Source organism: Gemmatimonadota bacterium (assembly GCA_041390125.1).
GTDB lineage: Bacteria > Gemmatimonadota > Gemmatimonadetes > Longimicrobiales > Gaopeijiaceae > JAGQIF01.
Genome location: JAWKQN010000018.1, coordinates 1 through 25408, shown reverse-complemented (window position 1 = coordinate 25408; position 25408 = coordinate 1). Strand labels below are relative to the sequence as shown.

Below are 25408 nucleotides of genomic sequence, written 5' to 3'. Positions count from 1 at the left end.
CGTTCCTCTGTCAAGGAATAGGAACTTCAAAGGCCCTCTGAGGTGCGGAGAGACGATGGGGTGCGGCATCTGGCCGTGCAAGGTGCCGAAGAGTCGGGGATGGAGGGGCCGGTCGTGAGCGCGGGATGCGTGGGAGAGCGGCCGGAGCGGAGGTGGACGAGGCGCCATGGGAACCGGGGCCCGAAGGATGCTGGGAGGGCGGGGGGAGACGGCCACCGGGGGCGCGCGGAAGGGGCCGGGTCCTGCCTCTCAGAACTCCCAGTCAGGGGGAGTAGACTGATCGAACTCGAACTCCGGGATGGGCTCAGGAGCCGCGAGATCGAAGGCCGGGGGCTGATCGAGGTCGAACTGGGCCTGAAGAGGGCCGCGAGCAGGGGACACGCGGGGAGGCCGATGCGGCAGGTTCTCTGCCGGTTTGATGTTCATGCTCGCGAAGAGCGCGTCCGCAACGACCGCCGCCCTGAGCCTCGCGGGATACCTGCTCGATCCGCTCGGGGTGGACGGAGGAGGCTGGCACGGGGTGGTGGCCGTGTCCGGGACGATCGCGATCACGGGCTCTGTGGCCGGCGGGATCCGCCGGTCGAACCGGAGCAATGCCCTGGTGGTCGGCACGGCGCTCCTCGGGTTGGTCCTTCTCGTTGCGACTGCGCTTCCCGTCCCCCCCTCGGACGGGCTCTCGCGCTTCACTCCCTTGCTCCCGGAACGAGGCGGCGTCGGGGGCGTGGGTGCGCTCCTCCACGGGAGTACCCTGACGTTCGTCGCGTACACCGGGTACGGCCGGATCGCCACGCTGGGCAAAGTGGTCCGGGATCCGGGGCAGGTGATTCCACGTGCGATCCTCCTGACGGTGGGCGTGGTCACCGTGCTGTACCTGGGCGTGGCCGCCTCGGGCGTCGGGGGCCTGGGTGCCGACGGGTTCGGTGAGGCGGCGGAGCGGACCGCGGCCCCGCTCGAGCGCGTGGCCGAGGCACACGAGCGGCCGTGGCTCGCCTGGACGCTGGGGGCGGCCGCCGTGGCCGCGATGGCCGGCGTGCTGTTGAACCTCGTGCTCGGCCTCTCCCGCGTGCTCCTCGCGATGGCCCGTCGCGGCGACGCTCCCGACCTCCTGGCGCGCATCGATGGGGAGCGGGCGAGCCCGGTCGCTTCGGTATGGGCCTGAGGCCTGCTCATCGCCGGGATCGCCGCGCTCGGCGACGTACGCACAACATGGTCGTTCAGTGCGTTCACCGTGCTGGTCTACTACGCGATCACGAACCTGGCCCGCTGCGGCTGCCCGCGGACCAGCGACGGTATCCACGCTGGGGGCCTGCGGTGGGGCTGGTCGGTTGTCTCGGGCTGGCATTCTGGGTGGAGCAGGAGATCTGGCTGATCGGGCTCGGCAGGCTAGCGGCGGGGATCGCCGGACACCTCACCCACCGGCGGGTGGCGAGCCATAGGGCACCCACCTCCGTCCTCGCGCCACCGGAGCAGGACAGCGAGTGAGCGGGGCCTCGGCCCCAAAACCCACCCGGCGCCCTCGCACTCTCCATCACGGCTCCTGCGGGGGAGGGTGGGCGCGCCTCGCACCAGGAATATCAGGTTGCCTCTTCCTTGTGTATGGAATCTGGATGTGCTCACGGAGCTCGCGATATGCGCTGCATGGATCCAATCCAAGCGCGCTCCATGGACTCTCTTGAGGAAAGCCACCACCGAACCCTTGGACGGAGTCCCGCCGTCGGTAGCCGCGGATGCGTCCTCTGGTTCAGTTGTCTTCTGCTCCTCCGAGCGCCCACGCCGCGTGCTCCCGCACCACTGGCTCCTCGTCCTCGAGCGCGTCCTGCAACACAGCCACCGCCTCACTCGGGGGCTCGTCTGCGGACGCCAGCCAGTTCCCCATCGCCACCGCCACATTCCGCCTGAAACCCGCGAATCCCACCCGCCGGATCGCACTCCCCCGCGTGAACGCGTCCCACTCGTCCCGCGTCATCCGCATCAGCTCCACCAGCAACGGGGCGTCCGTGCCCGGATGGGCATGCACCCGCCCGGGCGTTTCCGCAGGAACGTCGGGGCGCCCCCGCAACGACGGCGTCGCTTCACCGGGCAGCGCCTCCACGCCCACCGGCCGCTCCCCCGGCCCGCGCGCCGCATACGCGGGTTCGGTGGGAGCTTCCGCGAAGCGCTGCGTGAAGGGACACACCTCCTGGCAGATGTCGCAGCCGTAGATGCGATTCCCGATCAGGGGCCGCAGCTCCACCGGAATGGGGCCCCGGTGCTCGATGGTCAGGTAGGAGATGCAGCGGCGCGCATCCATCACGGGCGCGCCCTCCGCGTCGCGGCCGAGGAGCGCACCCGTGGGACACCCGTCCAGGCAGGCCCGGCACGTTCCGCAGTGGTCGCGCACGGCCGTTCCGGTGGGCTCGAGGTCGAGCCCGAGCAGGAGCACGCCCAGGAAGAAGTACGAGCCCCGGCGCGGATGGATCAGCATGGTGTTGCGGCCGACCCAGCCCAGCCCCGCCCGCAGGGCCAGCTCGCGCTCGAGCAGGGGTCCCGTGTCCACGTAGACCCGGCCGGGCACGGCGTGACCGACGCGCGCTTCGATCCAGCGGTGCAGCCGCTTCAGCCGGGGCGGCACCACCTTGTGGTAGTCCCGTCCGCGCGCGTAGCGCGCGATCACCCCCCGGTCGGGACCGGCGGGCTCCGCCTCCCGGTCGGGATCGCCGTAGTCGTGCGCCACCACGACCGCCGCGCGCACGCCCTCCAGCGTCCGGGTCAGATCATAGCGGCGTGCGCGCGCGTCCGCGCGCGCCAGGTACCCCATATCCCCATGGTGGCCGGCCGCGATCCAGCGTTCGTACGCGTCCCGGTGGTCGCTCGGACGCACGTCCGCGATGCCCGCCGCCGCGAACCCCAGCGCGCGGGCCTCCGCGATGATCGCATCCTCGATCCGTGGGTCCATGCCTCCTCGATCCATTGCGCATCCGCCCGTTTCGCATCCGCGGTACGGATCTGCACCACGGCGTGGATCCCGGCAGGCCCACGCCCCGCGCCTCGGCCGCCCGCCCTCGCGCCGGGATCGTCCGCCCGGTACCGTGAGGTCGGTACGTCCGTCCCGTCGTCCGCCGTCCGGAGCGCCCGATGCATCCTCACCGCGCCATGGTACCCGCGCTGCTCGTTGCGGTCCTTCCCCTGCTCGCCGCACCTCTGACGGCCCAGCAGCCCATCCAGGAGTCGGATCCAGCCATCGAAGGGCTCGTCGCCCGACTGGACCTGGAGCACTACAAGACCACGCTGAAAGGTCTCACGCAGTTCGGGGACCGGCGCCAGGGCACGCAGCGCAACCGGGACGCGGTGGACTGGATCGAGCAGCAGCTCCAGGCCTTCGGGTGCACCAACACCGAGCGCATCACGTACGAGTACACGTCGCCCCCGCCGCGCGGCGGGGGAGGCGGAGGTCCGCGCGCCGGAGGGCCGCCCGCGCCCGAGGACCTGACCACCGCCACCGGGGGCCGCGTCGGACGCCGAGGGCCCGGCCCCGGCGGCAGCATGATCTTCGGGCACCGGGGTCCCACCGGCGTGAACCGTGATCCCATGGCGCAGCCGGACGAGCGTATCCGCGCGCTCAACGCGGAGGAGCCGGTGGACGGCGAGCGCCAGCAGGTCTACTGCACCAAGGTCGGCACCACGCGTCCCGACGAGATGTACATCATCGGCGCGCACATGGACGGGCACGGCGTCAACGAAGCGGTCAACGACGACGGCTCGGGCACGGCGCTCGTCATGGAGCTGGCGCGTATCTTCAGCGCGCCGGACGTGCAGACCGAGCGCTCGATCCGCTTCGTGCTCTGGAACAACGAGGAGACCGGCCTCAACGGCGCGCGTGCGTACGTGGAGCAGCGCCAGGCGCTGCAAGGGGTGGAGCAGCCACGCGGCTCGGGCCAGTATCCGGAGCCTCGGTGGCTGGGCATGATCCAGCACGACATGATGCTGTGGGATCATGGCGCACCGCGGCCGGACGGAACGGTGAGCCGGGATCAGCGGCCGGAGGCGGACGTCAACATCGAGTTCCAGTCCAGCTCCGAGCGCGCGCCCGAGTCCATGGCGCTCGCCTTCTTCTTCAAGTCCGCCAACGAGCGCTACGCGACGGACTATCCCGCCACGGTGGGTCCGCACATGACCAACACGGACTCCACACCGTTCATGGACATCGTGCCGGCCATCAGCCTGCGCGAGAACGAGCGGGGCGCGCAGGTGGGCGCCGGGTGGGACCCGAACTGGCATCAGCCCACCGACGTCTGGATCACCTATACCGACGACGACTTCCGGCTGGGCCTCAACGCGGCCCAGACCACGCTGGCGGCCGTGGCCCAGCTGGCAGGGGCGAGTCTGAACCGCTGAGCGAGCGCGGTCGGGCGCGGACTCGCGCGCTGACGCGGTACCGGGGCGTCGCATGGGACGCCGCGGGCCCCGTGCGCGGCGACGCGGGGCGGCTATCCGCTCCCCTCGTACGTCCGCCCCTTCCACTCGATGCGTGAGCCGCGCCAGGCGCTGCGGATCAGGATCCACACGGTGACCGCCGCCCCGAGCGGGGCGGCGAAGCCGTAGAACCAGCGCGTCCCGAAGCGGGCCCCCGCCACCGCCCAGAACAGGAAGACGATCCCGGTCGTGATGGCGGCCCACACCAGGAAGGACGTCCCGCCCACGCCCGCGAGGGCGGCGAGCAGCGCGAGCGGCGGCACCACCCACAGGGTCAGCAGCGCCAGCACCCCCGCCGGGAGGAGCACCCGGCCCAGCGGGCCCGACACCGACTGCCGGCTGCCGGTCCAGACGTTCTTGCTCCACCCACCCACCAGGTCGCCGAGCGAGCGGTACATGCGCGTGGCGAACCGCCCGCGCGCCTCGCGCAGCAGGAAGGCGTGCCCGCCGCGGACCAGCTCCTGCGCGAGCCGCAGGTCCTCGACCACCTCGTGGCGCACCGTCTCGTGGCCGCCCACGGCGTCGTAGACGGAACGCCGCACGAGGATGTACTGCCCGTTGGCGATCGCCTCCGGCCAGCGCGCCGGATCCTGGAGCGGCGTACGGTACAGCTTCCGCAGATCCGGGTAGCGCGCCGCGATGAGGAAGAACATCTGCGGCTGCACCACGCGCTCCCAGAAGGAGCCCATCCGCTGGTCCCCGAGCAGCGTGAGCGCATCCGCCCCACTCACGTCCAGCTCGCGCACGGCATGCTCCAGCAGCTCCGGGCCGTGCCAGGTGTCCGCGTCGGTGAAGAGCAGCACGTCGCCCGTGGCCTCGCGCGCACCCTGCCAGCACGCCCACGGTTTGCCGAACCACCCCGGCGGGAGATCCTCCCCTTCCAGCACGGCCAGACGGGGATCGGCGAACGCGCGGACGCGCGCGGCGGTGTCGTCGGTGGAGCGGTCGTCCACCACGATCACCTCGAAGCGGGGATACGTGGAGGCGAGCAGGCTGCCCACGCACTCCTCGATGGAGAGCGCCTCGTTGCGGGCCGGGACGATGACGCTGACGAGGGGCGCGGGCGACGCACCGGAGGCCGACGCGCCGGCGACCTCAGGGTCGGCCGTGCCCGATCCCCCGCTCGAGAGCCGGATCGGATCCTTGAGCCGCAGCACCGCCACGAACCCGAAGACGATCCAGGGCAGCAGCCCCAGCGCCACGCTCATCGGTGACCGGCGCGGGGGGTCAGGGTCCTGTCGCGCGCCGCACGAGGCGCGCAGGCCGCGAACCTCCTTCGCTCACATGCCGACCGCACCGCGGCTCCGCTCACCCACCGTCCGCGGCGTCGCCGTCCCCCGGCTCGCGCTTGCGCGTCCAGCGGTCGCTGTCGCGCACGCGGTACTTCTCCAGCACCTGCTCCAGCGCGGCGCTCAGATCGATCCCCTGCGAGTTGGCGAGCGTGATCAGCACGAACAGCACGTCGGCCAGCTCCAGCGCCAGGTCCTGCTCGGGCTCGTCCGCGCGTTTGGGCTTGTGGCCGAAGCGGTGGTTGAGCTCCCGGCCCAGCTCGCCCACCTCCTCGATCAGGCGGGCCAGGTTGGCCAGCGGTGGCCAGTAGCCCTCCTCGAACTGCGAGATCCAGGCGTCGACGCGCTCCTGCGCTTCCTTCAGGTCCACGTCATCCCTCTCCGGGCAGAAGCACCAGCTTGCCGAACACCCCGCCGGCCTCCAGCCGTTCGTGGGCGGCGCGCGCCTCGGAGAGCGGCAGCACGTCCTCGATCTGCGGGGTCAGCACACCGCGGAAGACGAGGTCCATCACGGTGCGGAACTCCGCCGGCGAGCCCATGGTGCTCCCCAGGACGGTGAGCTGCTTCCAGAACACCAACGGGATGGACGTCAGCCCGTTCGCGCCGGTGGTGCCGCCGTAGGTGACCAGGCGGCCGTAGGGCGCGAGCGCGCGCAGCAGCTGCGGCCACAGCGCCTCGCCCACCGAATCCAGCACCACGTCCACGCCGCGCTTTCCCGTCTCCGCCCACAGCGCCTTGCCCCACCCGTCCTCCAGGCGATCGTAGACCACGTCCGCCCCGAGCGCCCGCACGCGCTCCACGTTGGCGGGCCCGGACGTCACGGCATACACGCGCGCGCCGGTCAGGCGCGCGATCTGGACCGCCGCGGTGGAGACGCCACCCGACGCTCCCGTGATCAGCACGCGCTCCCCCGCGCGCAGCGCCGCCCGACCGAGCAACGCGTGCCAGGCGGTCACGAACGCCAACCCGGCCGCCGCCGCCGTCTCCCATCCCACGTCCTCCGGCAGCGCCACCAGGTTCCGGGCCGGCACCACGGCGTACTCCGCGAAGCCGCCCCACACGTGCTCGCCCAGCACCCGGAAGCGGCCGGAAGGCAGCCCGCCCCCCGCGGGCGGGGTATCGTACCAGTCGTAGTCGAGGGACGGATCGACGACCACGCGCGTGCCCACGGCCACGCCCTCGACGCCCGGCCCGAGCGCCTCCACCTCGCCTGCCAGGTCGGAGCCCCCCACGTGCGGCAGCGGAGGGGCGTCCGGCAGTCCGCGGCGCACCCACAGATCCAGGTGGTTGAGCGAGCTGGCACGCACGCGCACGCGCACCTGACCGGGGCCCGGCTCGGGCGTGGGAAGGGAGCCCACCTCGACGACGTCGGGGCCCCCGTGGCGGCGGAAGAAGGCGGCGTTCACGGCAGGACTCTACCCGCAGGGGCCGGCCGCGTCCACCGCTGCGGGGGGTCGACGGAGCCCCGCAGAACGACCCCGGCCACGCGAGAGAACGACCCCTGGCCACGCGAGCGGCCCGAACCTGCTAGCTTGAAGGATGGCGAACGAGGACCACACCAACGGAAAGGGCGAGCTCCCGGACGGCACGCTGGGTGGATACCTGTCCATCCACGAGCGACCGCCGTCGTTCGAAGGCCCGGACGGGCACCCCTACACCGTGTCCATCGAGATCGAGAGCCAGGGGGACCTGCGGGCCCCGTACGTGGGCTATCTGGTCTTCCCGCGGTGGGCCCAGACGGGGCTCGGCGTGGTGGGCCACGTCCAGACGCCCACCCTCGTGGAAGGCCGCCACCGCATCCACGTGGAGGAGGCGCTCGGCCGCCTGCAGCTCGTGCACGTCAAGGAGCTGCTCAACGACGCCATCCGGCAACAGACCGCGGATCTCTCGGACGACTGACCTGCCGTGCTGCGCCAAGGCCTGTTGTTCCTGAGCGAATCCTCCGCCGCGCGGCGTCTGATCACCGGCACGCCGCTGACGCGCGGCCTCAGTCGCCGCTTCGTTGCCGGCGAGACCGTGGACGAGCTGGTGGACGCCGTGCGCGCCGCCAACGCCGAAGGGCTCACCGCCACCGCCAACTACCTCGGCGAATCCGTGAAGAGCGAGGAAGCCGCACGCGCCGCGGCGGATCGCTACGTGGAGGTGCTGGAGCGGATCCGCCGGGACGGGCTGGACGCCAACGTCTCGCTCAAGTTCACCCAGATGGGCCAGAACATCTCCGACACCTTCCTGCGCGCCAACCTGGGACGGGTGCTGGAGCAGGCGCAGGCGGGCGGGATCTTCGTGCGCTTCGACATGGAGTCCTCCGACTACACGGACCGCACGCTCTCCGCGTTCCGCACGCTCTGGTCGGAGGGTGTGCGCGACATCGGCGTGGTGCTGCAGTCCTATCTGCGCCGCACGCAGGCCGACGTGGAGCGCATGGTGGACCTGGGCGCGCGGGTCCGGCTCTGCAAGGGCGCGTACGCCGAGCCGGAACGCCTCGCCTACCAGGACCGTGAGGAGGTGCGCGCGAGCTTCGTGCGGGCCATGGAGGTGCTGCTCTCGCGCGGCCACTACCCCGGCATCGCCACCCACGACGACGCCATGATCCGCGCCACGTTGGAGTACGCGAACCGCGAGGGGATCGGCGCGGACCGCTTCGAGTTCCAGATGCTGCACGGCGTGCGCCGCGACCTGCAGCAGCAGCTCGTGGCGCAGGGGTGGCGCGTGCGCGTGTACATCCCGTTCGGGGAGGCCTGGTACCCCTACCTCATGCGCCGCCTGGCCGAACGCCCCGCCAACGTGGTGTTCCTGGCGGGCAGCGTGCTGAAGGAATCGCCGCTCGGCTCCCTGTTCGGGAACCACGGCCGGGACGGCCGGTGAGCGGCTCGGTCCCGTCTCCGGTCTCGGCCCCGCCTTTCCTTCGCATCACCGAGATCTTCCACTCCCTCCAGGGGGAGTCCACCTGGGCGGGGCTGCCCTGCGTCTTCGTGCGGCTGACCGGCTGCCCGCTGCGCTGCGTGTGGTGCGACACGGAGTACGCCTTCCACGGCGGCACCCGGATGACATTCGCCGAGATCGAGGCCGCCGTGGCCGCGTTCGGCACCCGCCTGGTGGAGGTCACGGGAGGGGAGCCGCTGGCCCATCCCGGCGCCTACGACCTGGTGCGTCGGCTGCTGGACGCCGGGTACACCGTGCTGGTGGAGACGTCCGGCGCCTTCGACGTCGCCCCCCTGGACCCGCGGGCCGTGAAGGTGATGGACCTGAAGTGCCCGGGCTCGGGCGAGAGCGCGCGTACCCTGTGGGGCAACCTGGACCATCTGACCCGGCACGACGAGCTCAAGTTCGTGGTCGCGGACCTGGAGGATCTGGACTGGGCCGAGGCCCGGGTGCGCGAGCACGGCCTGGACACGCGCGTACGGGAGGGCCGGCTGGCCGCGCTCCTGGTCTCGCCCGTCTGGGACCGCGTGGGTCACGATCCGGAGGGAAGTCCCTTCCTGCGCGCCCTGTCCGAGCGCATCCTCGCGTCCGGGCTGCCCTTCCGGTTGCAGCTCCAGCTGCACAAGGCGGTGTGGGGTCCGTCCGCGAAGGGCGTATGAGCAGAGGCCGCGGCGCTCCGATCGTCGAGGACGGCACGCCCGTGGGCCCCGATCGCAGCACGGGGGCCCGCGATTTGCAGGGCCGGCGCCACACCTCGTCCCTCGCGCCCACGCACGACGCGCCCATGTACCTGCAACCGCTCGACCTGCGCTTCGACCGGATCCGGGCCGGCCTGGACCCCGCCAGCCTTAATGCGGACGGGCGACCCTTCGACGCCCGCCCCGGCCGGGAGGCGGCGGTGGCCATCGTCCTGCGGCCGGCCGCGGAAGACCTGGAGTTCCTGCTGGTCAAGCGCGCCGAGAGCCCCCGCGACCCCTGGTCCGGCCACATGGCGCTGCCGGGCGGCCGCCGGGATCCCGGCGATCCCAACCTGGTGGCCACCGCCATCCGCGAGACCGCCGAGGAGACGCGCGTGCTGCTCGATTCGAGCTGGACGCTCGGGCGCCTGGACTCCATCAGCCCGCAGTCGCGGCGCCTGCCCACGCTGGACGTGCACCCGTTCGTCTTCGCCGCGCCCTCGCGGACGGAGGCGTTCCCGGAGGCCGGCGAGATCGCCTCCGTCCACTGGGTGCCGCTCGCGCACCTGCTCGATCCGTCCCGGCAGCGCACGGTGGACATCCCCCTGATCGGGACCATCCGGGAGTTTCCCGCCTACGAGCTGGACGGCCGCATCGTCTGGGGACTGACCTACCGGATCCTCAAGACGTTCATCGAGTCCTGGCGGACGCCCCGCTCGGCGTAAGGCACGCGAACGACACGGGCCCCCGGAGCGACCGGCTCCGGGGGCCCGTTCCCTTCGACGCGGCGATCGCCCCGTCAGCGCGCGCTCACGGCACCCACTCGGCGATGAAGATGTTGGTCTCGCCTTCCAGGTCGTTGGCGCGGTTGGAGCCCCACACCAGGTAGCGACCGTCCGGGCTGAAGACGGGGAAGCCGTCGAACTCCGGCGTGTAGGTGATCCGCTCCAGACCGCTGCCGTCCACGTTGACCATGTACAGGTCGAACTCACGGCCCTGCGGGTCGTCGTGGTTCGAGCTGAAGATGATCTTCTCGCCGTCGGGGTGCCAATACGGTCCGAAGTTCGCGCCCCCGACGTCGGTGATCTGCCGCTTGTCCGTACCGTCGGCGTTCATCACCCAGATCTCCAGCTCGGAGGGCCGGATCAGCCCGTCGGCCAGCAGCGCGCGATACTCCGCGAGCGCCTCTTCGCTCTGGGGATAGTCGGCCCGCCACACGATCTTGGACCCGTCCGCCGAATAGAATGCGCCGCCATCGTAGCCGGGACGGTCCGTGAGCCGCACCACGTCCGAACCGTCCAGGTTCATCGAGTACAGGTCGAGGTCCCCGTCGCGCACGCTCGTGAAGATGATGCGGTCGCCCGTAGGCGAGATGGTGGCTTCCGCGTCGTAGCCCGGCGTATCCGTCAGCTGCGAGAGCGCATCCGTCTCGAGGTCGCGCACGTAGATGTCGTAGCTCGGGTAGAGCGCCCACACGTACCCCCGCGAGAAGTCGGGCGGAGCCGGGCACGCGTCCGCGGTCTCGTGCGTGGACGCGAACAGGATCCGATCGCCGGCGGGATAGAAGTAGGAGCAGGTGGTGCGTCCCGTCCCGGTGCTGATCAGCTCGCGGTTCTGACCCTGCAGATCCATGGTGTAGATCTGGTCGCAGACCGCGTCTGCCGGGCCGTCGGTGCGGGGCGTGGTCTGGTAGGTGAGCCGGGTCCCGTCGAAGGAGAAGTACGCCTCGGCGTTCTGGCCTTCGAAGGTGAGCTGGCGCACGTTCCGGAGGTGGATCTCCCGGGCGTCGTGTAGGGCACCCTCCTCCATCGCGCCCCCCCCGGCCGCGGAGGGATCGTCCGCGCCCGCCGGGGGTTGAGATTCCGACGGTTGGCAGGCCGCCAGGGCGGCCAGGGCCAGCACTCCTGCAGACAGAAGCGTTCGATTCATGACCAGGTTCCGTTCGAGGATCGTTCTGCCGCGTATCGCCTTGGTCGCGGCCACCGCGGTTCCCCACGTGCTGCCCGCCCAGACGGCGGCGTCGTGTCCCGCTGCCGGTCCCATCGTGGCCGGCGTGCAGGGCGCGCTGCGCCACGTGCGCTACCTCGCGGACGACGCGCTGGAGGGCCGTGAGGTCGCGAGCGCGGCCGAGCGCTGCGCCGCCGCCTACATCGAGGCGGAATTCGCGGCCCTCGGTCTGGCCCCCGGTCTCGAGGGTGCGTGGGAGCAGACGTTCCGCGTGCGCGTGGGCGCGGAGCGCGGCACCCACAACCTCCTGTCCGTGGCGGGGACCCCCTACCCCATCGATGAGGCCTGGGTCCCGCTCGGCTTCTCGGGCACGGACATGGCGGAAGGAGCGCTGATCGCGCGGGATCGGGGCACCATCGAAGACCCGCACGCGCCCGCCGGAGCGGCCCCGCTGACCGGCCGGATCGTCGTGATCCCGATCGAGCGCGCGGATGTGGACGTGCACTACACAGCCGCGATGGCGGCGCGTCAGGGCGCAGCCGGTGTGATCTTCCGGATGCCGGCCGGCCTGCCCGACGTGGCGTCCGAGCGCCGCCCCGCCCTGCCCCTCCCGGTCGCGGCCGTGACGGGATCCGCTTCCGCCGCGCTGGCCGAGGCCGCCACGGCGGAGCGCCCGGCCGAGCTCATGACCCAGGTGGACGCCCGCTTCGGCGACGCCCGCAACGTCGTGGGCGTGCTTCCCGGCACCGGCGGACCCACCGCCCCCTGGGTGGTCGTGGGTGCGCACTACGACCACCTCGGTCGTGGAGGACAGGGATCGCTGGCCCCCGACGCGTGGGGGCAGATCCACAACGGCGCGGACGACAATGCATCGGGGACCGCGGTGCTGATCGAGGTCGCCCGCCGCATGGCGGCCGATCCGGCACGGCCCACGTACAACGTCCTCTTCCTGGCGTTCAGCGGTGAGGAACGGGGCCTGTGGGGCTCGGGCCACTGGGTCAAGGAGCCCACCGTCCCGCTGGAGGACGTGGTGGCCATGATCAACATGGACATGGTCGGGCGGCTGGAGACGGGCTCGCTCACGATCTTCGGTGCGGGCACGGCCCCACAATGGCGCGAGATCCTGGAGCGCTCCAACGCCCGCATCGAGCACCCCATCGGCTTCCTGCCCGCACCCGACGGGTACGGCCCCTCCGACCACAGCTCGTTCTACGGGGAGGACATCCCGGTCCTGCACTTCTTCACCAACACGCACGAGGACTACCATCGTCCCTCGGACGACTGGGAGCGGATCGACGGGCCGGGCCTCGAGCGCATCGCCGACCTGGTGGCGGGCGTGGCCGGTGAGCTGGCCGGGGTACGCGGTGCGCCGGCCGAGCTCACGCTCGTGAGTGGCGTGGGCAAGCCCACCGCGGTGGCCTCCAACCCGGAGGCGTCGGAGGAGCCGCAGGCCTCCCGCGGGTACGGTCCCTACCTGGGGTCGATCCCGGACATGACGCCATTCGAAGGCACCGGAGTGCGGTTGACGGGCGTCCGGGAAGGCAGCCCGGCCGAGAAGGCGGGCATCCAGAAGGGAGACGTGATCGTGGAGTTCGGGGGCAGGGAGGTCACGGACCTCTACACCTACACGTACGCGCTGCAGGACTTCCAGCCCGGCGACGCGGTGGACATCGTGGTGCTGCGCGACGGTCAGCGCGTCACGGTGAAGGCGGTGCTGGAGCGTCGGTGAGCGGCGATCCCGGCGAGCCGTCCGAGCGGCCGGCGTCCCGCCCGCTGGTGGGCCGGTCGCACCCGAACGAGGACACAGGTGTGAGCAGCGAGTGGGACCTCGAGCGCGAGCGCGACCGCTTCCGCAAGCGCGCCCTGCTGCTGCTCGTCGCGTTCGTGACGGTCATGTTCCTGGCCGTCATCCGACCGTTCCTCGTCTCGGTCCTGCTGGCCGCCATCTTCGCCGGCATGTTCCACGCGATCTACGAGTGGATCGGGAAGCGTGTGGACGGCCGCATGCGACTGGCTTCCGCGCTGACCGTGCTGTTCGTCCTGCTGCTGATCGTGCTGCCCACCGCCGGCTTCCTCACCCTCGTGGCCTCGCAGGCGCTCGGCGTGGCGGAATCGGCCCGGCCCTGGATCGAAGAGCAGCTGGCGCGGCCCGGCGGCCTCGACGCCCTGCTGGACCGCATCCCGTTCATCGACCGCATCCCGATGCTGCGCGACGCCATCCCCGAACAGCAGGAGATCCTCGCGCGCCTCGGCGACGTGGCCAGCACGGCCGGCACCTTCGTCGTCGCCGGGCTGGCGGCCGTCACCCGCGGCACCCTGAGCGTAGTGCTCCAGCTCTTCATCGTGCTCTACGCGATGTACTTCTTCCTGCTGGACGGGCAGCGCACGCTGGACCGGATGCTCTATCTGCTGCCGCTGTCACCGGAGGACGAGAACCGTCTGGTCGAACGCTTCGTCTCCGTGACCCGGGCCACGCTCAAGGGGTCGATGGTGATCGGCATCCTCCAGGGCGCGCTCGCCGGTGTGGCCTTCTGGTTGGCGGGCGTGCAGGGCGCTGCGTTCTGGGGAACCGTCATGGTCGTGCTCTCCGTGATCCCCGGCGTGGGCGCCGCGCTGGTGTGGATCCCGGCGGTCCTGTACCTGCTGGCCGTCGGGAGCGTGGGTGCCGGGATCGGCCTGGGCATCTGGTGCGCCGTGGTGGTGGGGACCATCGACAACTTCCTGCGGCCCAAGCTGGTCGGGCGGGACACCAAGATGTCCGACCTGTTGATCCTGCTCAGCACGCTCGGGGGGATCGTCTTCTTCGGTGCGGTCGGGTTCATCCTGGGCCCGATCGTCGCCGCCGTGTTCGTGACGGTGTGGGACGTGTACGGCAAGACGTTCAGGGACATCCTGCCGCCGGCCCCCACCCGCTGACGACCGCGCGGGACGGTCCGCGCGGTCTGCCGTCGTCGTAGAAGGAGGACCACCATGTCCGATGCGCCCGGATTCGAGATCGAGCTCGCGCTGGAGGGAGAGGCGGCCGTGCACCGCGTCACCGATGCCTTGAAGGAAGAGGGCTTCGGTGTGCTGACACGGATCGACCTGGACCAGGCCTTCTCCGAGAAGCTGGGGATCGACTTCCGACCCTACGCCATCCTCGGCGCCTGCAATCCCACGCTGGCCCATCGCGCCCTGACGGCGCGCCCGGAGGTGGGGCTGCTCCTGCCCTGCAACGTGACGGTGGAGTCCACCGCGGAGGGCGGCTCCCTGGTCCGGATCATCGACCCCGACGCCATGCTGGGCGTGGGTGCGCTCGCCTCCGATCCGGACATCCAGGCGGTGGCCCGCGAGGCGCGCGCCCGGCTGGAGCGGGTGGCGGAGACCCTGTCGGCCTGAGGGGCCGCGGGCGCCGGCGCGCCCCCAGCGCGGCCGGTCCTGAGGTCGGGGCCGGGCCGCGGTCGACCCGCCGGTCCGTGCTCGCATGGGGGTCCCCCGCCATTTCCCACCGCCCGACAGCCGCCGCGGTGCTCCCGAGTTGCCCTCTCTCCCGGGCCCCCGCACGTTCCAACGAGCGGGGGGGTCGGGGCGGAAGGGTTCCTCATCGACCGGAGGTCGCCATGCGCCGCGCACGATCGGCGTCGTTCCTGTTGCTCGTTGCCGCCTGCGGGGGTGAGCAGGCCGCCCTGGAGATGGCCGACTCCACCGTGGCCGATCCGGACCGGGCCTATCTGCTGGCTCGCGCGGACTCGCTCGAGCTGCCCACGACGTGGGAGGCGCCCCCCGGCAACGCCGCCGACCACCACACGGCCGGGTTCGCCAAGATCCTCTGCTCCAACATCTTCCTGACCGGGCTCGACCTGGCCGATGCGGCGGAGAACACCGGGTACTTCACGGCACCCTACGAGGAGCGCGCACTGGTCGTCGACACGGCCGTGGACATGCAGACCGGAACGGTGCGCCTGACCCTCCCGTCCGGGGTGGTGCGCCAGGCCAAGCGGTATGGCAGTCAGGGCTGCGTGGCCAGCCCGCTCGGTGAGGACAGCGTGCATTTCACGCCGTCCGTGGTGCAGCCCGACCTCCCCGACCCCGCCACCACCCCCTGGCCCATGGGGGACGTCCTCCCGGACGCGCCGTTCCCCGCCGGTGTGGACGAAGCCAAGGTCCAGCAGGCCGTCGAGGCCGCCTTCGCGGAAGGCGGGATGACCAATGCGTTCGTGGTCACCTACCAGGGGCGGATCATCGCCGAGCGCTACGGGCCCGGCATCGATCTCCACACGCCGCTCGAGAGCTGGTCGATGGGCAAGAGCCTCACGGGCTCGCTGATCGGTGTGCTCATCCAGCGCGGCGTATACGACCTGTGGCAGCCGGCTCCCATCCCGGAGTGGCAGGAGCGCGCCGACGATCCGCGGCAACAGATCCGGATCGGCGACATCATGCGCATGTCGAGCGGCCTCCGGATCCGCGCCCCGCAGGATCCGGATTTCGATCCCACCCTCGGCTATCCCGATCACCTGTACCTGTACACGGGCACGGTGGACTCCTACCACTGGGCCGCCACCCGGCCGCAGCAGTGGCCGCCCAACACGGTCGGCCGCTACCGCAACACGGATCCGGTGCTCGGCAACTACCTGGTGCGCCTCGGGGTGGAGTCGCTGGGGGAGGACTACCATGCATTCCCGCAGCGGGCCCTGTTCGACAAGATCGGGATCCGCGACATGATCATGGAGACCGACCCCTACGGGAACTTCCTCACGCAGGGCTACGAGTTCGGGGCCGCGCGCGACTGGGCCCGGTTGGGCAACCTGTATCTCCAGGACGGCGTCTGGAACGGCGAGCGGATCCTGCCGGAGGGCTACGCGGAGTATGCGGGTACGCTGGCGCCGGCCTGGGTCGCCGACCGGCGCCTCCAGTACGGCGGCGCCTTCTTCTGGGTGAACGGCAACGGCAGCTTCCCGGTTCCGGAGACCGCGTACTACATGGCGGGCGCCGGGGGCCAGAACACGATCATCATCCCCACCCACGACCTGGTGGTGGTGCGGCTGGGCAAGTACAAGGGCGCCCGGGTCGGCGGCGACGCGCTGGATCGGGCGCTCGAGCTGTTGATGGAGGCGGTGCCTCCGAGCGCCTGACCGACGCGCCCGCTCGCCTGCGGCGGGGAGGCCCGGTCGGTCGGACGACCTTCCCGCCGCCGGTCGACCCGGCGCTCAGGCGAGCGGTTCCTCGTCCGGTGCGGGCCAGCGGTGGGGCGAGACCGTGGGGAGGAACTCCACCTCCCCACGGTCTTCGTCGTAGAGCGCGGCAGCCAACCGCAACCGCCCGCCGAGCTCCAACGCCGCCACGATCGAGCTGAGGTCGCGCAAGGACTGCAGGGCGCGCTCGACATTGCGTTCGATCAGGGCGTCGAGCACGCTCCGCGGCATCCGGCCACCCTCCAGGGGCAGTCCCGACGCCAACCCACCCATCGCCCGCGCCAGGCGCGTGTGGACGCCGCGTCGTGCCTGGAAGACTCCCTGCCGCACGGCCTCGCAGCCCGTGTGTCCCAGCACCACGAGCGCGGCGGCACCCTCGACCCGGCAGGCGTGCTCGATCCGGGAGGTCTGGAGATCGTCGACCACCCCGCCCGCCGCCGCTACGATGCGGATCCCGGGATCGTCTCCGAACAGCCGCCAGGCCGGGATGGGCTGATCCGTGCAGGAGACGACGACGGCGAAGGGGCGTTGGCCGAGCAGGGCGTTGCGCTCGGTCGGGGATTTCGGCACCGTTCCCCCGCTCCGGACGCCGTGGCAGGCTCGTCGCAACCGATCGAGGGCCTGGTCCGGGTCGAGCCGTCCCTGTCGCTCCGCGCTCCAGCGGGTCTGTCGACGGGGTTCGCGTTCGATCTCGGTCATGGAGTCCCAGGGCACGGGGTCCAGTGGACGCCGGGTCCACCGCGCTGCGGCACGCCGCTTCGCCCGGAGTGGAGGATGCGCCGCGGAGCGTCCGGGGTCGCTGCCTCACACCAATGGGGAGGGGTCGTGCAGGAAGGATCGACGTGGCATTTCCTGACCAATCATGCCCACGTCCTGCTCTGCATCTCGAGCGATCCGGATCTGACGGTCCGGGAGCTGGCGCAGTGGATCGGGATCACCGAGCGCGCCGTCATCCGCATCATCGGCGAGCTCGACGAGGACGGATTCCTGGTGCGCACCCGTGAGGGACGCCGCAACCACTACGACATCAACCTGGACCAGCCGCTCCGGCACCCGGTCGAAGCCCACTGCACGGTAGGCGACCTGATCCGGATGTACCGCGACGGCACCGGTCCCAGGGTCGCGCCGCCGCGCGAGTGACCCGACCACGTCTGGGCTCGCCGACCGTGGCCGCCCCGGGCCCGCCGGTCGGGCGCCGGACCGGCTCGAGCGTGCGATGAGGCGCGGGGGCCGCATGGCCCCCGCGCCGTTCCCACGTCAGGCGTCGAGGAAACGCACCTCTCCGGTCGCCACGTCGTACATGGCACCGACGAGGGCGATCTCTCCATCCCGCTCCATCTGCGCCAGCACCGCGCTACGCTCACGGATCTGGCGCAGCACGCCCCCGATGTTGATCTCGACCACCCGATCCACGAAGCCTTCCCCCTCGGCCGGGTCTTCCGCGCGCGCGGTGTTCACGGCCGGCGCGATCTTGCTCACCAGCTCCGTGAGGTTGCCCATCTGCGCGTTGGCAATCGCACCCTTGACGGCGCCGCAGGCCGTGTGACCCATGATCACGATGGCCTTCGCTCCCGCGAGCTTGCAGGCGAACTCCATGCTTCCGAGGATGTCCGCGTTGATGACATTGCCTGCCACACGCGCCGTGAAGACGTCCCCGATGCCCTGATCGAACACCGCCTCGACCGGGACCCGCGAATCGATGCAGCCGAGCACGACGGCGAACGGATACTGCCCCTCGGCGGTGGTACGGATCTGCTCGAGCCAGGGCCGCTCGATGGTGTTGCCGTTGAGGAATCGCTCATTGCCCTCGCGCAGGAAGCGCAGCGCATCCTCGGGCGTCACGGCGGCCTGCGTGTCCTTCGTGTGCGTGGTGGCCATCATCGTGGTCATCGTTCAGTCTCCAGACAGGAAGGTCGATCCAGACGTCGTTTGCTTCGTGTTGGCGTTGCGTGCTGCACTCAAACCCCGACCGGCTCCAACTCGGGCCGCGGCGTCACCGAGGGCTCCACGGTCGGATCCTCCAGGTACCGCTCCAGCCAGAGCGCGCACTCCCGGAACGTGGCGAAGCAGTACCGCTCGGGGACCAGGTCGGGGATCAGGCGGATCTTCTCCGCCAGATCACGCGGCTGCCCGTGGATGTCGGTGAGGACCACCTTGATGTCCTGCTTGCGCAGCTCCAGGATGGCCTCCTCCAGCGCATAGAGACCGGACTGGTCCATGTACGGGACCTTCTCCATCCGGATCACCACCACCTCCAGCGCGGGGAGGCGGCGCACCAGCTCCTGGAAGCGGCTGGCGAAGCCGAAGAACAGCGGCCCGTCCAGGTGCTTGATGTAGACCTTGTCGCCACGGCGGGCGATCAGGTCGCCTTCGTCCGACCACGGCAGCTCTCGCGAGAACTCCTTCAACGGAGCGCTCTGGGTGCGGTGCTCCACCACGTCCGCGATGCCCTTCATGAACAGCAGGGCCGCCATCACCATACCGGCAGCCACGGCCACCAGCAGGTCCACGAACACGGTGAGCGCCAGGACGGCGATCATGACGGCCGCATCGGCGCGCGGGACGGTGCGCAGGTGGCGCATGCCCTTGTAGTCGATGATGCCGATCCCGACCGTGATCAGGATGCCGGCCAGCACCCCGTTGGGGACGTGCCCGACCAGCGAGCCCAGTCCCAGCAGGATGGCCAGCAGCAGTGTACCGGCCACGACACCGGACAGCTTGTCGGTTCCGCCCGACTTGATGTTGATCACGGTGCGCATCGTGGCGCCCGCACCCGGCAGACCGCCGATCAGAGCGCCCGCCATGTTGCCCAGACCCTGACCCACGAGCTCCTTGTTACTGTCGTGGCGGGTCTTGGTCATGTTGTCCGCCACCAGCGACGTGAGCAGCGAGTCGATGGAGCCGAGGGCGGCCAGCGTGAAGCCGTACTCGAGCATGAACATGACCAACTCGAAGCTGCCGAAGACGCCCCAGAAGCCGAGCTGGAGCTCCGGCAGGCCGGTCGGGATGGGGCCCCGCGAGTTGATGCGCAGGATCGAATCCGGATCCAGCAGGAAGAACGCGCCCACCGACACCGCGATCAGGGCCACCAGGGAGGACGGCACGACCTTGGTGATGCGCGGGAACAGGTAGATGATGGCGATCGTGGCCAGCGCCACCCCCACCGAGGCCAGATTCACGATCTCGGGGATGGTGTGCAGGCTGCGGATCGTGCCCATGGGGCCGCCCGCGGGCGCGCCCACGCCGAGGAACGGGAAGATCTGGGTGATCACGATGATCACGCCGATCCCGCTCATGAACCCGGACACCACCGGATAGGGCATGTAGCGCACGAGCTTGCCGATCCCGAGCAGGCCCATCCCCAACTGGAGAGCGCCCGCCAGGAAGAACGTGGCGATGATCAGCGGGAAGCCCGCCTCCAGCCCGCCGGCGAAGCGGATGGCCTCGGCGATCACCACCGCCGAGACGACGGTCATCGGCGCGGTGGGGCCGCTGATCTGGGTGCGCGTGCCGCCGAAGATCGCGGCCACGATTCCGAGGGCGATGGCGCCGTACAGCCCGGCGATGGCGCCCAGCTCCGTCTGCTCGCCGAAGGCCAGGGCTAGCGGCAAGGCGACGATGCCCGCGGTGAGGCCCCCGAAGAGGTTCCCGCGGACGTTCGAGAAGAAGGAGGTCTTGGACATAGGGCGGAGGCTATGGGTTTCGGGATAACGAGAGCTAGAATATATTTGCCTGAAATCTCTGTCAACTGTGGGGGGAGGGGAGCCGTGCCTGACGGACCGCCGACCTGGCATTTCCTGAGCAATCACGCCCACGTCCTGATCTCGATCGCCGTGGACCCGGACCTGACCGTCCGGGAGCTGGCCCAGCACATCGGGATCACCGAGCGGGCCGTGATCCGGATCATTGGCGAGCTGGACGAGGGGGGGTTCCTGGAGCGCACCCGGGAGGGGCGCCGGAACCACTACGAGGTCCACCTGGACCGGCCTCTCCGGCACCCGGTGGAAGCCCACTGCACGGTGGGGGACCTGGTGCAGATGCACCTCAAAGAGGAGATGGCGGGGCAGGAGGGGTAGCGAGGCGGCGGGGCCCAGAGGGCGGTGGGCCGGCGCCTGGAGGCGCGCGGGCTGCTCCCGCGGGCAGCGCCGTCCCCGGACGTGCGGGAACGGCGCGCCGACCGCGTGGAGGCCGCCCGGGGCTAGGAGGTCGGTGGCCCCTCGTTGACGGCGATCCGCACCACCTCCACCACCGTCTCGAACGCGCCGTCCTCGGACATGGCGGCCAGTTGGGCCCGGGCCCTCTCGAGCTGGCCCTCCATCATGCGGCGCGCCATCTCGGGCATGTCCGCCATCTGCGCCTCCGCCTTCTCCAGGTCCGAACGGGCCTTCTCCAGGTCGCGCCGCTCCTGGTCGCTCATGGCACCCATGAGCCCCGTGATCCGCACGACCTGGCGGCGGGATTCGTAGAGCCAGGCGTCCGGGCCCGATCCGGTCGCTTCGTGGCCTTCAGCTCGCCGGACGGCCCGCGACCTCCATCACCGCCCACCAGATGTACTCCACGAACGTCCCCATGCCCTCCACGGAGACACGCTCGTCGTTGCCGTGGGCGCGGGAGTCTTCGTCGCGCGCCATCGCTCCGATCCCGTAGGTGGGGATGCCGGCCGCGCGCAGCTGCGCGGAGTCCGTCGCGCCGGTGGACATGGTCGGCAGCGTGATGGCGCCCGGGAACATGCGCGCCTGTGCCGCCTCGAGCGCCAGGAACAGGTCGGACGACAGCGGAGACGGCGGAGCCGACGGCCGCCACGACACGGGAGGCGTCACCTCCACCAGCGGATCGTCGATGATGCGGCGGAGCTCGTCCAGGAACGCGTCCATGTCCTCGTCCGGCAGGGCGCGCACGTCCAACGTGGCCTCGGCCTCGCTCGGGATCACGTTGTAGCGGAACCCGCCCTGGATGATGTTGGGCGAGATGGATGTTCGCAGCGTGGAGTTGGCGGCGATGTCGTTGCGCCGGAACTCCTCCTCGATCTGCGGCCCACGCGTCGGATCCTCGATGTTGCGATACAGATCGGCCTGCTCGGGCGGGCTGATTTCGGCCAACCGCTTGAAGTACTCGCGCGTCACCTCGTTCAGGCGAGCCGGCATCTGGTGCGCGCCCACCTTGGCCACCGCGGCCGCCAGGCGCACCACCGGGTTGTCCAGGCGGGGCTGGGATCCGTGCCCGGCTGTTCCTCTCGCCACCAACTTGATCTGACGCCACGGCACCTTCTCGGTGGCGCCCACCACGACGTAGTCGACGGAGCCGTCCTCGGTCTGGTGGATGGTCCCGCCTTCGTTGAGCGCGAACTCCGCCCGGATCTTGTCGAGGTGGTTCTCCACCATGTAGTCGATGCCGAACTCGGTGGCGCCTTCCTCACCGGCCTCGATGAGCAGGATGATGTCGCGATCGAGCACACGTCCCGACCGCTTGACCATGAGCATCACCTGGAGCGCCGCGGCGATCATGTCCTTGTCGTCGCTCGCACCGCGGCCGTAGACGTAGCCGTCCTCGATGGTGCCGGCGAACGGATCGCCCGTCCACGATTCCAGCTCCGCACCCACCACGTCGGAGTGCGCCAGGATCAGCAGCGGCTCCTTGGTGCCGTTGCCCGGCAGACGGGCCACCAGGTTTCCGCGCGTCGGGTCCTTGGCGTAGATCTGCCCCTCGATCCCTTCCTCGGCGAGCACCCGCTTCACGTACTCGGCCACCTCGGTCTCATTGCCCGGCGGGCTGGTCGTGTTGATCCGGATCAGGTCCACGAGCGTCGCCACCGCTTCGTCGCGGGCGGCGTCGAAGTCGGGCACGGTCTGGGCGGCTGCGGGCCGCGGCCAGGCCAGGACGGCCAGGAGCGTCGCGCAGAGGGACAGACGGCGGAGTCGCGGCATGGCTCGGATCGGACGTGAGGGGTCGGCCCCGACGAAGCGGGCTGGTGGGCCAGGATAGGCGGGGGGTGAGAGGACGAGCAAGCTCGGTCCTGCGGGTCGCCCCCCCGACACCGGAACGTTGACTCCCCCGTCGTACCGCGGGGGCCGTGGCGCCTCTTCGACGGAACGGACCGAGAGCCAGGAGAGGACCATGAGGGCGGGGCGGATCGGATCGGGAATGCGGCCTCCGGCCTGAACGGACCGTCCACCCTCCGCCTCGCGCTCACCCCTTCCGGAACGCGTACTCCGCGTAGGCCAGCTCCGTGGTCGCGAACCAGGAGAACGACGCGTCCCGGAACTGCTTCCAGCTCTCGTAGATCTCTCGGTAGCCCGCGTCGGCCGCCGCGCTCTCCTCCAGCATCTCCTCGGTGGCGCGGCGGGCGACGTCCATGATCTCGGTGGAGAAGGGGCGGAGCTGCACGCCTCCTTCCACCAGGCGCGCGAGCGCGGGCGGATTGCGCGCGTCGTAGGCGGCCTGCAGCTCCTGTCGGGTGGCGGACGCGGCCACCCGCAGCGCGACCTGATACTCGGAGGGCAGCTGGTCCCAGGCCTGCTGGTTGACGATGCACGCCACCTCGGGGCCCGGCTCCCACCATCCCGGGTAGTAGTAGTAGGCTGCCGCGTCCTGGAGCCCCAGACGTTCGTCGTCGGCCGGACCCACCCACTCGGCCGCGTCGATCGCACCGCGCTCGAGGGCCGGGAAGAGCTCACCTGCAGCGATGTTCTGCACGGACACCCCGATCCGGTCCATCACCAGCCCGCCCATCCCCGGGATGCGCATCTTGATGCCGCGCAGATCCGACGCCGAGTTCACCTCGCGCCGGAACCAGCCGCCCATCTGCGCGCCGGTGTTGCCCATGGGGAAGTGGAGGATGTTGAAGTCGGCGTAGACGCGCCGCATGTGCTCCAGGCCGCCCCCTTCCTGCAGCCACGCGGCTTGCTGGCGCGCATTGAAGCCGAAGGGCACGCAGGTGTCGAAGGCGAGCGCGGGGTTCTTGCCGGTGTAGTAGTAGCTGGGGGTTTGCCCGCACTGGACGGCCCCCTGCTGGACCGCGTCCAGCACCTCGAGTCCGGGCACCAGCTCCCCCGACGGATAGGGCCGCAGCTCGAAGCGGCCGCCGGTCAGCTCCGAGAGGTGCCGGGAGAACGCCTCCGCGGATCCCCACAGCGTGTCCAGATTGCGGGGATAGCTGGAGGCCATGCGCCATCGCACCGTGCGGTTGGTCTGCACGGCGGGAGCGCCGTCGAGCTCGCCGTCCCCGCCCCCGCAGGCCACGGCCGTGGTGGCGGCGAGTCCGGCGGCGGCCCTCCCGACGAAGGCACGCCGACCGAGGGGCACGGCCGCCGGTTCGTTCCCGGCTCCGTGCGTGGGTGTGGCTGCGCCGTCCCGACCTCCGCTCATCTGGTTCCCCCTTCCGTGGCGTCCCGCCGGGCGAGCCCCGGTGGGAGACAGCCATTGTGCGGGGGAGGGAGGGGGAGGGAAAGGGCGGGGGCACGCGACAGGTCCGTCGGACCGGGACTCCGTCAACGTTGATCCAGCCAGGCCTCCGCCTCGGCGAGGGTGGCAAAGAAGCGAACCCGTCCACCGCGATTGGCCTCGCGCATGAAGTCCTGGAACGCGTGCGAGTGCGCTCCGGTGTGCGAGACCCGCGCGCGCTCAGCCCGCGGGCGAAGCCGGAGACAGGGTGATCCGCGTACCCTGGTGCGATCCGGTCACACCCGCGCAGAGGCGGTCCCCGCCGTCGGGCCGCAGATGATAGGCGATGGAGCGTCCCGGCAGCTCGATCCCCCGCTCCGCGGCCGCGCAACTGAGCCATGGAGTGATGAACAAGACATCGAGATCCGGGCTGCCCTCGAGCGCGGAGGGGTCTTCCGTGTCTCCCGTGGCGTGCACGACGCGGCCACGCCAACGGAGCCGATAGGATTGGTGGTCGGGCGTGTGCGGCGTGCGCAGCGCGACCACATCGAAGGAGCCGATGCGGACACTGTCCCCGCGCAGCACCCGGTCCGGGGGAAGACCCGCCACGACGCTCGGCGGACCCATCACCCGCCAGGGTTCGCGTGATCGCCAGAGTCCGGCGTCGAAGTGATCCGTATGCGCGTGGGTGATGACGGAGACCACCTGCCCTCTGGGCTGGAGCGAACCCACGGAATACTCCTGGTAGCCGAAGGCACCCGACTCGTAGGGGAGATCCACCAGCAACGAGACCTCCCCATCGCTGAGCACCACGCCCGCATTGCCCACGAGCTCCAGGTACAGCGTGTCCGTAGGCGTCAGTAGCGTGGCGACGCTCAACACGACCGCGATCACTCCCATCGTCCCCTCCCCGACCGGTCTGTCGCGGAAGGCTACGCCCGTCGCGCTCGTCGATTGCAGAAGGAGGGTCGTACCAGGGGTCCCGCAGGCCCTACCTGCACCTCAGCCCCTCCCCCGCCGGCAGCCCCTCCGTGACCGGACCCATCAACGCGTTGAACAGCAGCTTGAACGTGTTGCGCGGCTGACCGCGGAAGTGTGGCGTGAACCCGAACAGCACCACCTGTCCGTCACCGACGGGCACCTGGGCGGCGGCCGTGCGACCCGCCAGGTACGCATCTCCGCCCAGGGTCCAGCCGCTGACGAGGTAGTCGGTGTCGGCGTAGCACACCGGCGTCCGGGAGGCTCCGTCGCTGCCGGAATGCTCCAGCACCTGGCTGCCCGCGAACAGGGTGACCGCATCCTCCGCCACGCCCCAGGTCAGCGGGTGCGATGGATCCACGCGCAGCTGGATGATCGACCCGGGAATGAAGAAGTCCTGCGAGTCCACGCCGCGCACGACGTTGCGGAAGGGCAGATCGAAGGTGGCGATCGCATAGTCCACGGACGCATCGAACGCGACCAGCCACCCGCCTTCGCGCACGAACCGCCCGATGGCCTCCGTCCCGGCCTCGCCCAGTCCACCCACGTACCGGTCGGGCATGCTGCCGGGCTCGTGACCCTCGCGGATGCC

General features: G+C 70.8%; 26 protein-coding genes. 12 read left to right on the top strand and 14 right to left on the bottom strand.

What is annotated here, in order from left to right:
• Positions 1 to 249: 249 nt before the first annotated feature.
• Positions 250 to 426 carry a hypothetical protein gene (locus R3E98_17965; GenBank protein ID MEZ4425290.1) on the bottom strand — a complete coding sequence of 59 codons (177 nt, stop codon included), beginning with the start codon at positions 424 to 426 and terminating at the stop codon, positions 250 to 252.
• Here R3E98_17965 and R3E98_17960 point away from each other — a divergent pair.
• On the top strand, positions 425 to 1159 hold the full coding sequence (locus tag R3E98_17960) for an APC family permease (protein MEZ4425289.1): 735 nt from the start codon (positions 425 to 427) through the stop codon (positions 1157 to 1159). The two genes, R3E98_17965 and R3E98_17960, sit on opposite strands and share 2 nt — an antisense overlap.
• 582 nt (positions 1160 to 1741) lie before the next feature.
• Here the strand turns inward: R3E98_17960 and queG are convergent.
• The gene (gene queG, locus R3E98_17955) at positions 1742 to 2935 is read right to left on the bottom strand and encodes a tRNA epoxyqueuosine(34) reductase QueG (GenBank protein MEZ4425288.1); all 1194 of its coding nucleotides are present in this window, start codon (positions 2933 to 2935) and stop codon (positions 1742 to 1744) included.
• A gap of 179 nt (positions 2936 to 3114) precedes the next feature.
• Here queG and R3E98_17950 point away from each other — a divergent pair, with 179 nt between their 5' ends.
• Positions 3115 to 4374, top strand: coding sequence for a M28 family peptidase (locus R3E98_17950; GenBank protein MEZ4425287.1), 1260 nt, complete (start codon positions 3115 to 3117; stop codon positions 4372 to 4374).
• A gap of 92 nt (positions 4375 to 4466) precedes the next feature.
• Here the strand turns inward: R3E98_17950 and R3E98_17945 are convergent, their stop codons facing one another.
• The 3 genes from R3E98_17945 to R3E98_17935 form a co-directional block, all read right to left on the bottom strand.
• Positions 4467 to 5660, bottom strand: a complete 1194-nt coding sequence (locus R3E98_17945; GenBank protein ID MEZ4425286.1) for a glycosyltransferase — start codon at positions 5658 to 5660, stop codon at positions 4467 to 4469.
• Between the two features lie 100 nt (positions 5661 to 5760).
• Positions 5761 to 6111: a nucleotide pyrophosphohydrolase gene (locus tag R3E98_17940; protein ID MEZ4425285.1), complete on the bottom strand. Its 351-nt coding sequence runs from the start codon at positions 6109 to 6111 to the stop codon at positions 5761 to 5763.
• 1 nt (position 6112) lies between these two features.
• Entirely contained in the window at positions 6113 to 7147 is a 1035-nt protein-coding gene (locus R3E98_17935; protein ID MEZ4425284.1) for a zinc-binding dehydrogenase, read from the bottom strand.
• 133 nt (positions 7148 to 7280) lie between these two features.
• On the opposite strand from R3E98_17935, the gene R3E98_17930 reads away from it, so the two are divergent.
• Genes R3E98_17930 through R3E98_17915 form a run of 4 tightly spaced genes read left to right on the top strand, consistent with a single transcriptional unit; the run spans position 7281 to position 10065 of the window.
• Positions 7281 to 7640, top strand: a complete 360-nt coding sequence (locus R3E98_17930; protein MEZ4425283.1) for a hypothetical protein — start codon at positions 7281 to 7283, stop codon at positions 7638 to 7640.
• Positions 7641 to 7646: 6 nt separating this feature from the next.
• Positions 7647 to 8606 carry a proline dehydrogenase family protein gene (locus tag R3E98_17925; protein ID MEZ4425282.1) on the top strand — a complete coding sequence of 320 codons (960 nt, stop codon included), beginning with the start codon at positions 7647 to 7649 and terminating at the stop codon, positions 8604 to 8606.
• Positions 8603 to 9322 carry a radical SAM protein gene (locus tag R3E98_17920; GenBank protein MEZ4425281.1) on the top strand — a complete coding sequence of 240 codons (720 nt, stop codon included), beginning with the start codon at positions 8603 to 8605 and terminating at the stop codon, positions 9320 to 9322. The genes R3E98_17925 and R3E98_17920 overlap by 4 nt, the downstream gene beginning before the upstream one ends.
• Positions 9319 to 10065, top strand: coding sequence for a CoA pyrophosphatase (locus tag R3E98_17915; GenBank protein MEZ4425280.1), 747 nt, complete (start codon positions 9319 to 9321; stop codon positions 10063 to 10065). Before R3E98_17920 ends, R3E98_17915 begins: the two co-directional genes overlap by 4 nt.
• Before the next feature lie 85 nt (positions 10066 to 10150).
• Here R3E98_17915 and R3E98_17910 read toward each other — a convergent pair whose 3' ends face one another.
• The gene (locus tag R3E98_17910) at positions 10151 to 11269 is read right to left on the bottom strand and encodes a hypothetical protein (GenBank protein ID MEZ4425279.1); all 1119 of its coding nucleotides are present in this window, start codon (positions 11267 to 11269) and stop codon (positions 10151 to 10153) included.
• Here R3E98_17910 and R3E98_17905 point away from each other — a divergent pair.
• From R3E98_17905 to R3E98_17890, 4 genes are all read left to right on the top strand, one after another.
• Positions 11268 to 13016 carry a M28 family peptidase gene (locus R3E98_17905; GenBank protein ID MEZ4425278.1) on the top strand — a complete coding sequence of 583 codons (1749 nt, stop codon included), beginning with the start codon at positions 11268 to 11270 and terminating at the stop codon, positions 13014 to 13016. The two genes, R3E98_17910 and R3E98_17905, sit on opposite strands and share 2 nt — an antisense overlap.
• Positions 13013 to 14203 carry an AI-2E family transporter gene (locus R3E98_17900; GenBank protein ID MEZ4425277.1) on the top strand — a complete coding sequence of 397 codons (1191 nt, stop codon included), beginning with the start codon at positions 13013 to 13015 and terminating at the stop codon, positions 14201 to 14203. The genes R3E98_17905 and R3E98_17900 overlap by 4 nt, the downstream gene beginning before the upstream one ends.
• A 54-nt stretch (positions 14204 to 14257) precedes the next feature.
• Complete coding sequence (locus R3E98_17895; GenBank protein ID MEZ4425276.1) at positions 14258 to 14665, top strand: DUF302 domain-containing protein; 408 nt, start codon at positions 14258 to 14260, stop codon at positions 14663 to 14665.
• Between the two features lie 221 nt (positions 14666 to 14886).
• A complete protein-coding gene (locus R3E98_17890; protein MEZ4425275.1) occupies positions 14887 to 16398 on the top strand; it encodes a serine hydrolase in 1512 nt (503 codons plus the stop codon).
• 75 nt (positions 16399 to 16473) lie between these two features.
• Here the strand turns inward: R3E98_17890 and R3E98_17885 are convergent, their stop codons facing one another.
• Entirely contained in the window at positions 16474 to 17028 is a 555-nt protein-coding gene (locus R3E98_17885; protein MEZ4425274.1) for a carbonic anhydrase, read from the bottom strand.
• A gap of 255 nt (positions 17029 to 17283) precedes the next feature.
• On the opposite strand from R3E98_17885, the gene R3E98_17880 reads away from it, so the two are divergent.
• The gene (locus R3E98_17880) at positions 17284 to 17598 is read left to right on the top strand and encodes a winged helix-turn-helix transcriptional regulator (GenBank protein MEZ4425273.1); all 315 of its coding nucleotides are present in this window, start codon (positions 17284 to 17286) and stop codon (positions 17596 to 17598) included.
• Between the two features lie 117 nt (positions 17599 to 17715).
• Here R3E98_17880 and R3E98_17875 read toward each other — a convergent pair whose 3' ends face one another.
• Entirely contained in the window at positions 17716 to 18348 is a 633-nt protein-coding gene (locus R3E98_17875; GenBank protein MEZ4425272.1) for a carbonic anhydrase family protein, read from the bottom strand.
• A gap of 68 nt (positions 18349 to 18416) precedes the next feature.
• Positions 18417 to 20141, bottom strand: a complete 1725-nt coding sequence (locus tag R3E98_17870; GenBank protein MEZ4425271.1) for a SulP family inorganic anion transporter — start codon at positions 20139 to 20141, stop codon at positions 18417 to 18419.
• Positions 20142 to 20225: 84 nt separating this feature from the next.
• Here R3E98_17870 and R3E98_17865 point away from each other — a divergent pair, with 84 nt between their 5' ends.
• Entirely contained in the window at positions 20226 to 20534 is a 309-nt protein-coding gene (locus R3E98_17865; GenBank protein MEZ4425270.1) for a winged helix-turn-helix domain-containing protein, read from the top strand.
• A 122-nt stretch (positions 20535 to 20656) separates the two neighbouring features.
• Here the strand turns inward: R3E98_17865 and R3E98_17860 are convergent, their stop codons facing one another.
• From R3E98_17860 to R3E98_17840, 5 genes are all read right to left on the bottom strand, one after another.
• Positions 20657 to 20884 carry a hypothetical protein gene (locus R3E98_17860; GenBank protein ID MEZ4425269.1) on the bottom strand — a complete coding sequence of 76 codons (228 nt, stop codon included), beginning with the start codon at positions 20882 to 20884 and terminating at the stop codon, positions 20657 to 20659.
• A gap of 79 nt (positions 20885 to 20963) precedes the next feature.
• Positions 20964 to 22382, bottom strand: a complete 1419-nt coding sequence (locus R3E98_17855; protein ID MEZ4425268.1) for a M20/M25/M40 family metallo-hydrolase — start codon at positions 22380 to 22382, stop codon at positions 20964 to 20966.
• A 262-nt stretch (positions 22383 to 22644) separates the two neighbouring features.
• Positions 22645 to 23823 carry a TRAP transporter substrate-binding protein DctP gene (gene dctP / locus R3E98_17850; protein ID MEZ4425267.1) on the bottom strand — a complete coding sequence of 393 codons (1179 nt, stop codon included), beginning with the start codon at positions 23821 to 23823 and terminating at the stop codon, positions 22645 to 22647.
• 255 nt (positions 23824 to 24078) lie between these two features.
• Positions 24079 to 24738, bottom strand: a complete 660-nt coding sequence (locus tag R3E98_17845) for an MBL fold metallo-hydrolase (GenBank protein ID MEZ4425266.1) — start codon at positions 24736 to 24738, stop codon at positions 24079 to 24081.
• A 91-nt stretch (positions 24739 to 24829) separates the two neighbouring features.
• A partial coding sequence (locus R3E98_17840; GenBank protein ID MEZ4425265.1) for a peptidase M14 occupies positions 24830 to 25408 on the bottom strand: 579 nt, incomplete at its 5' end.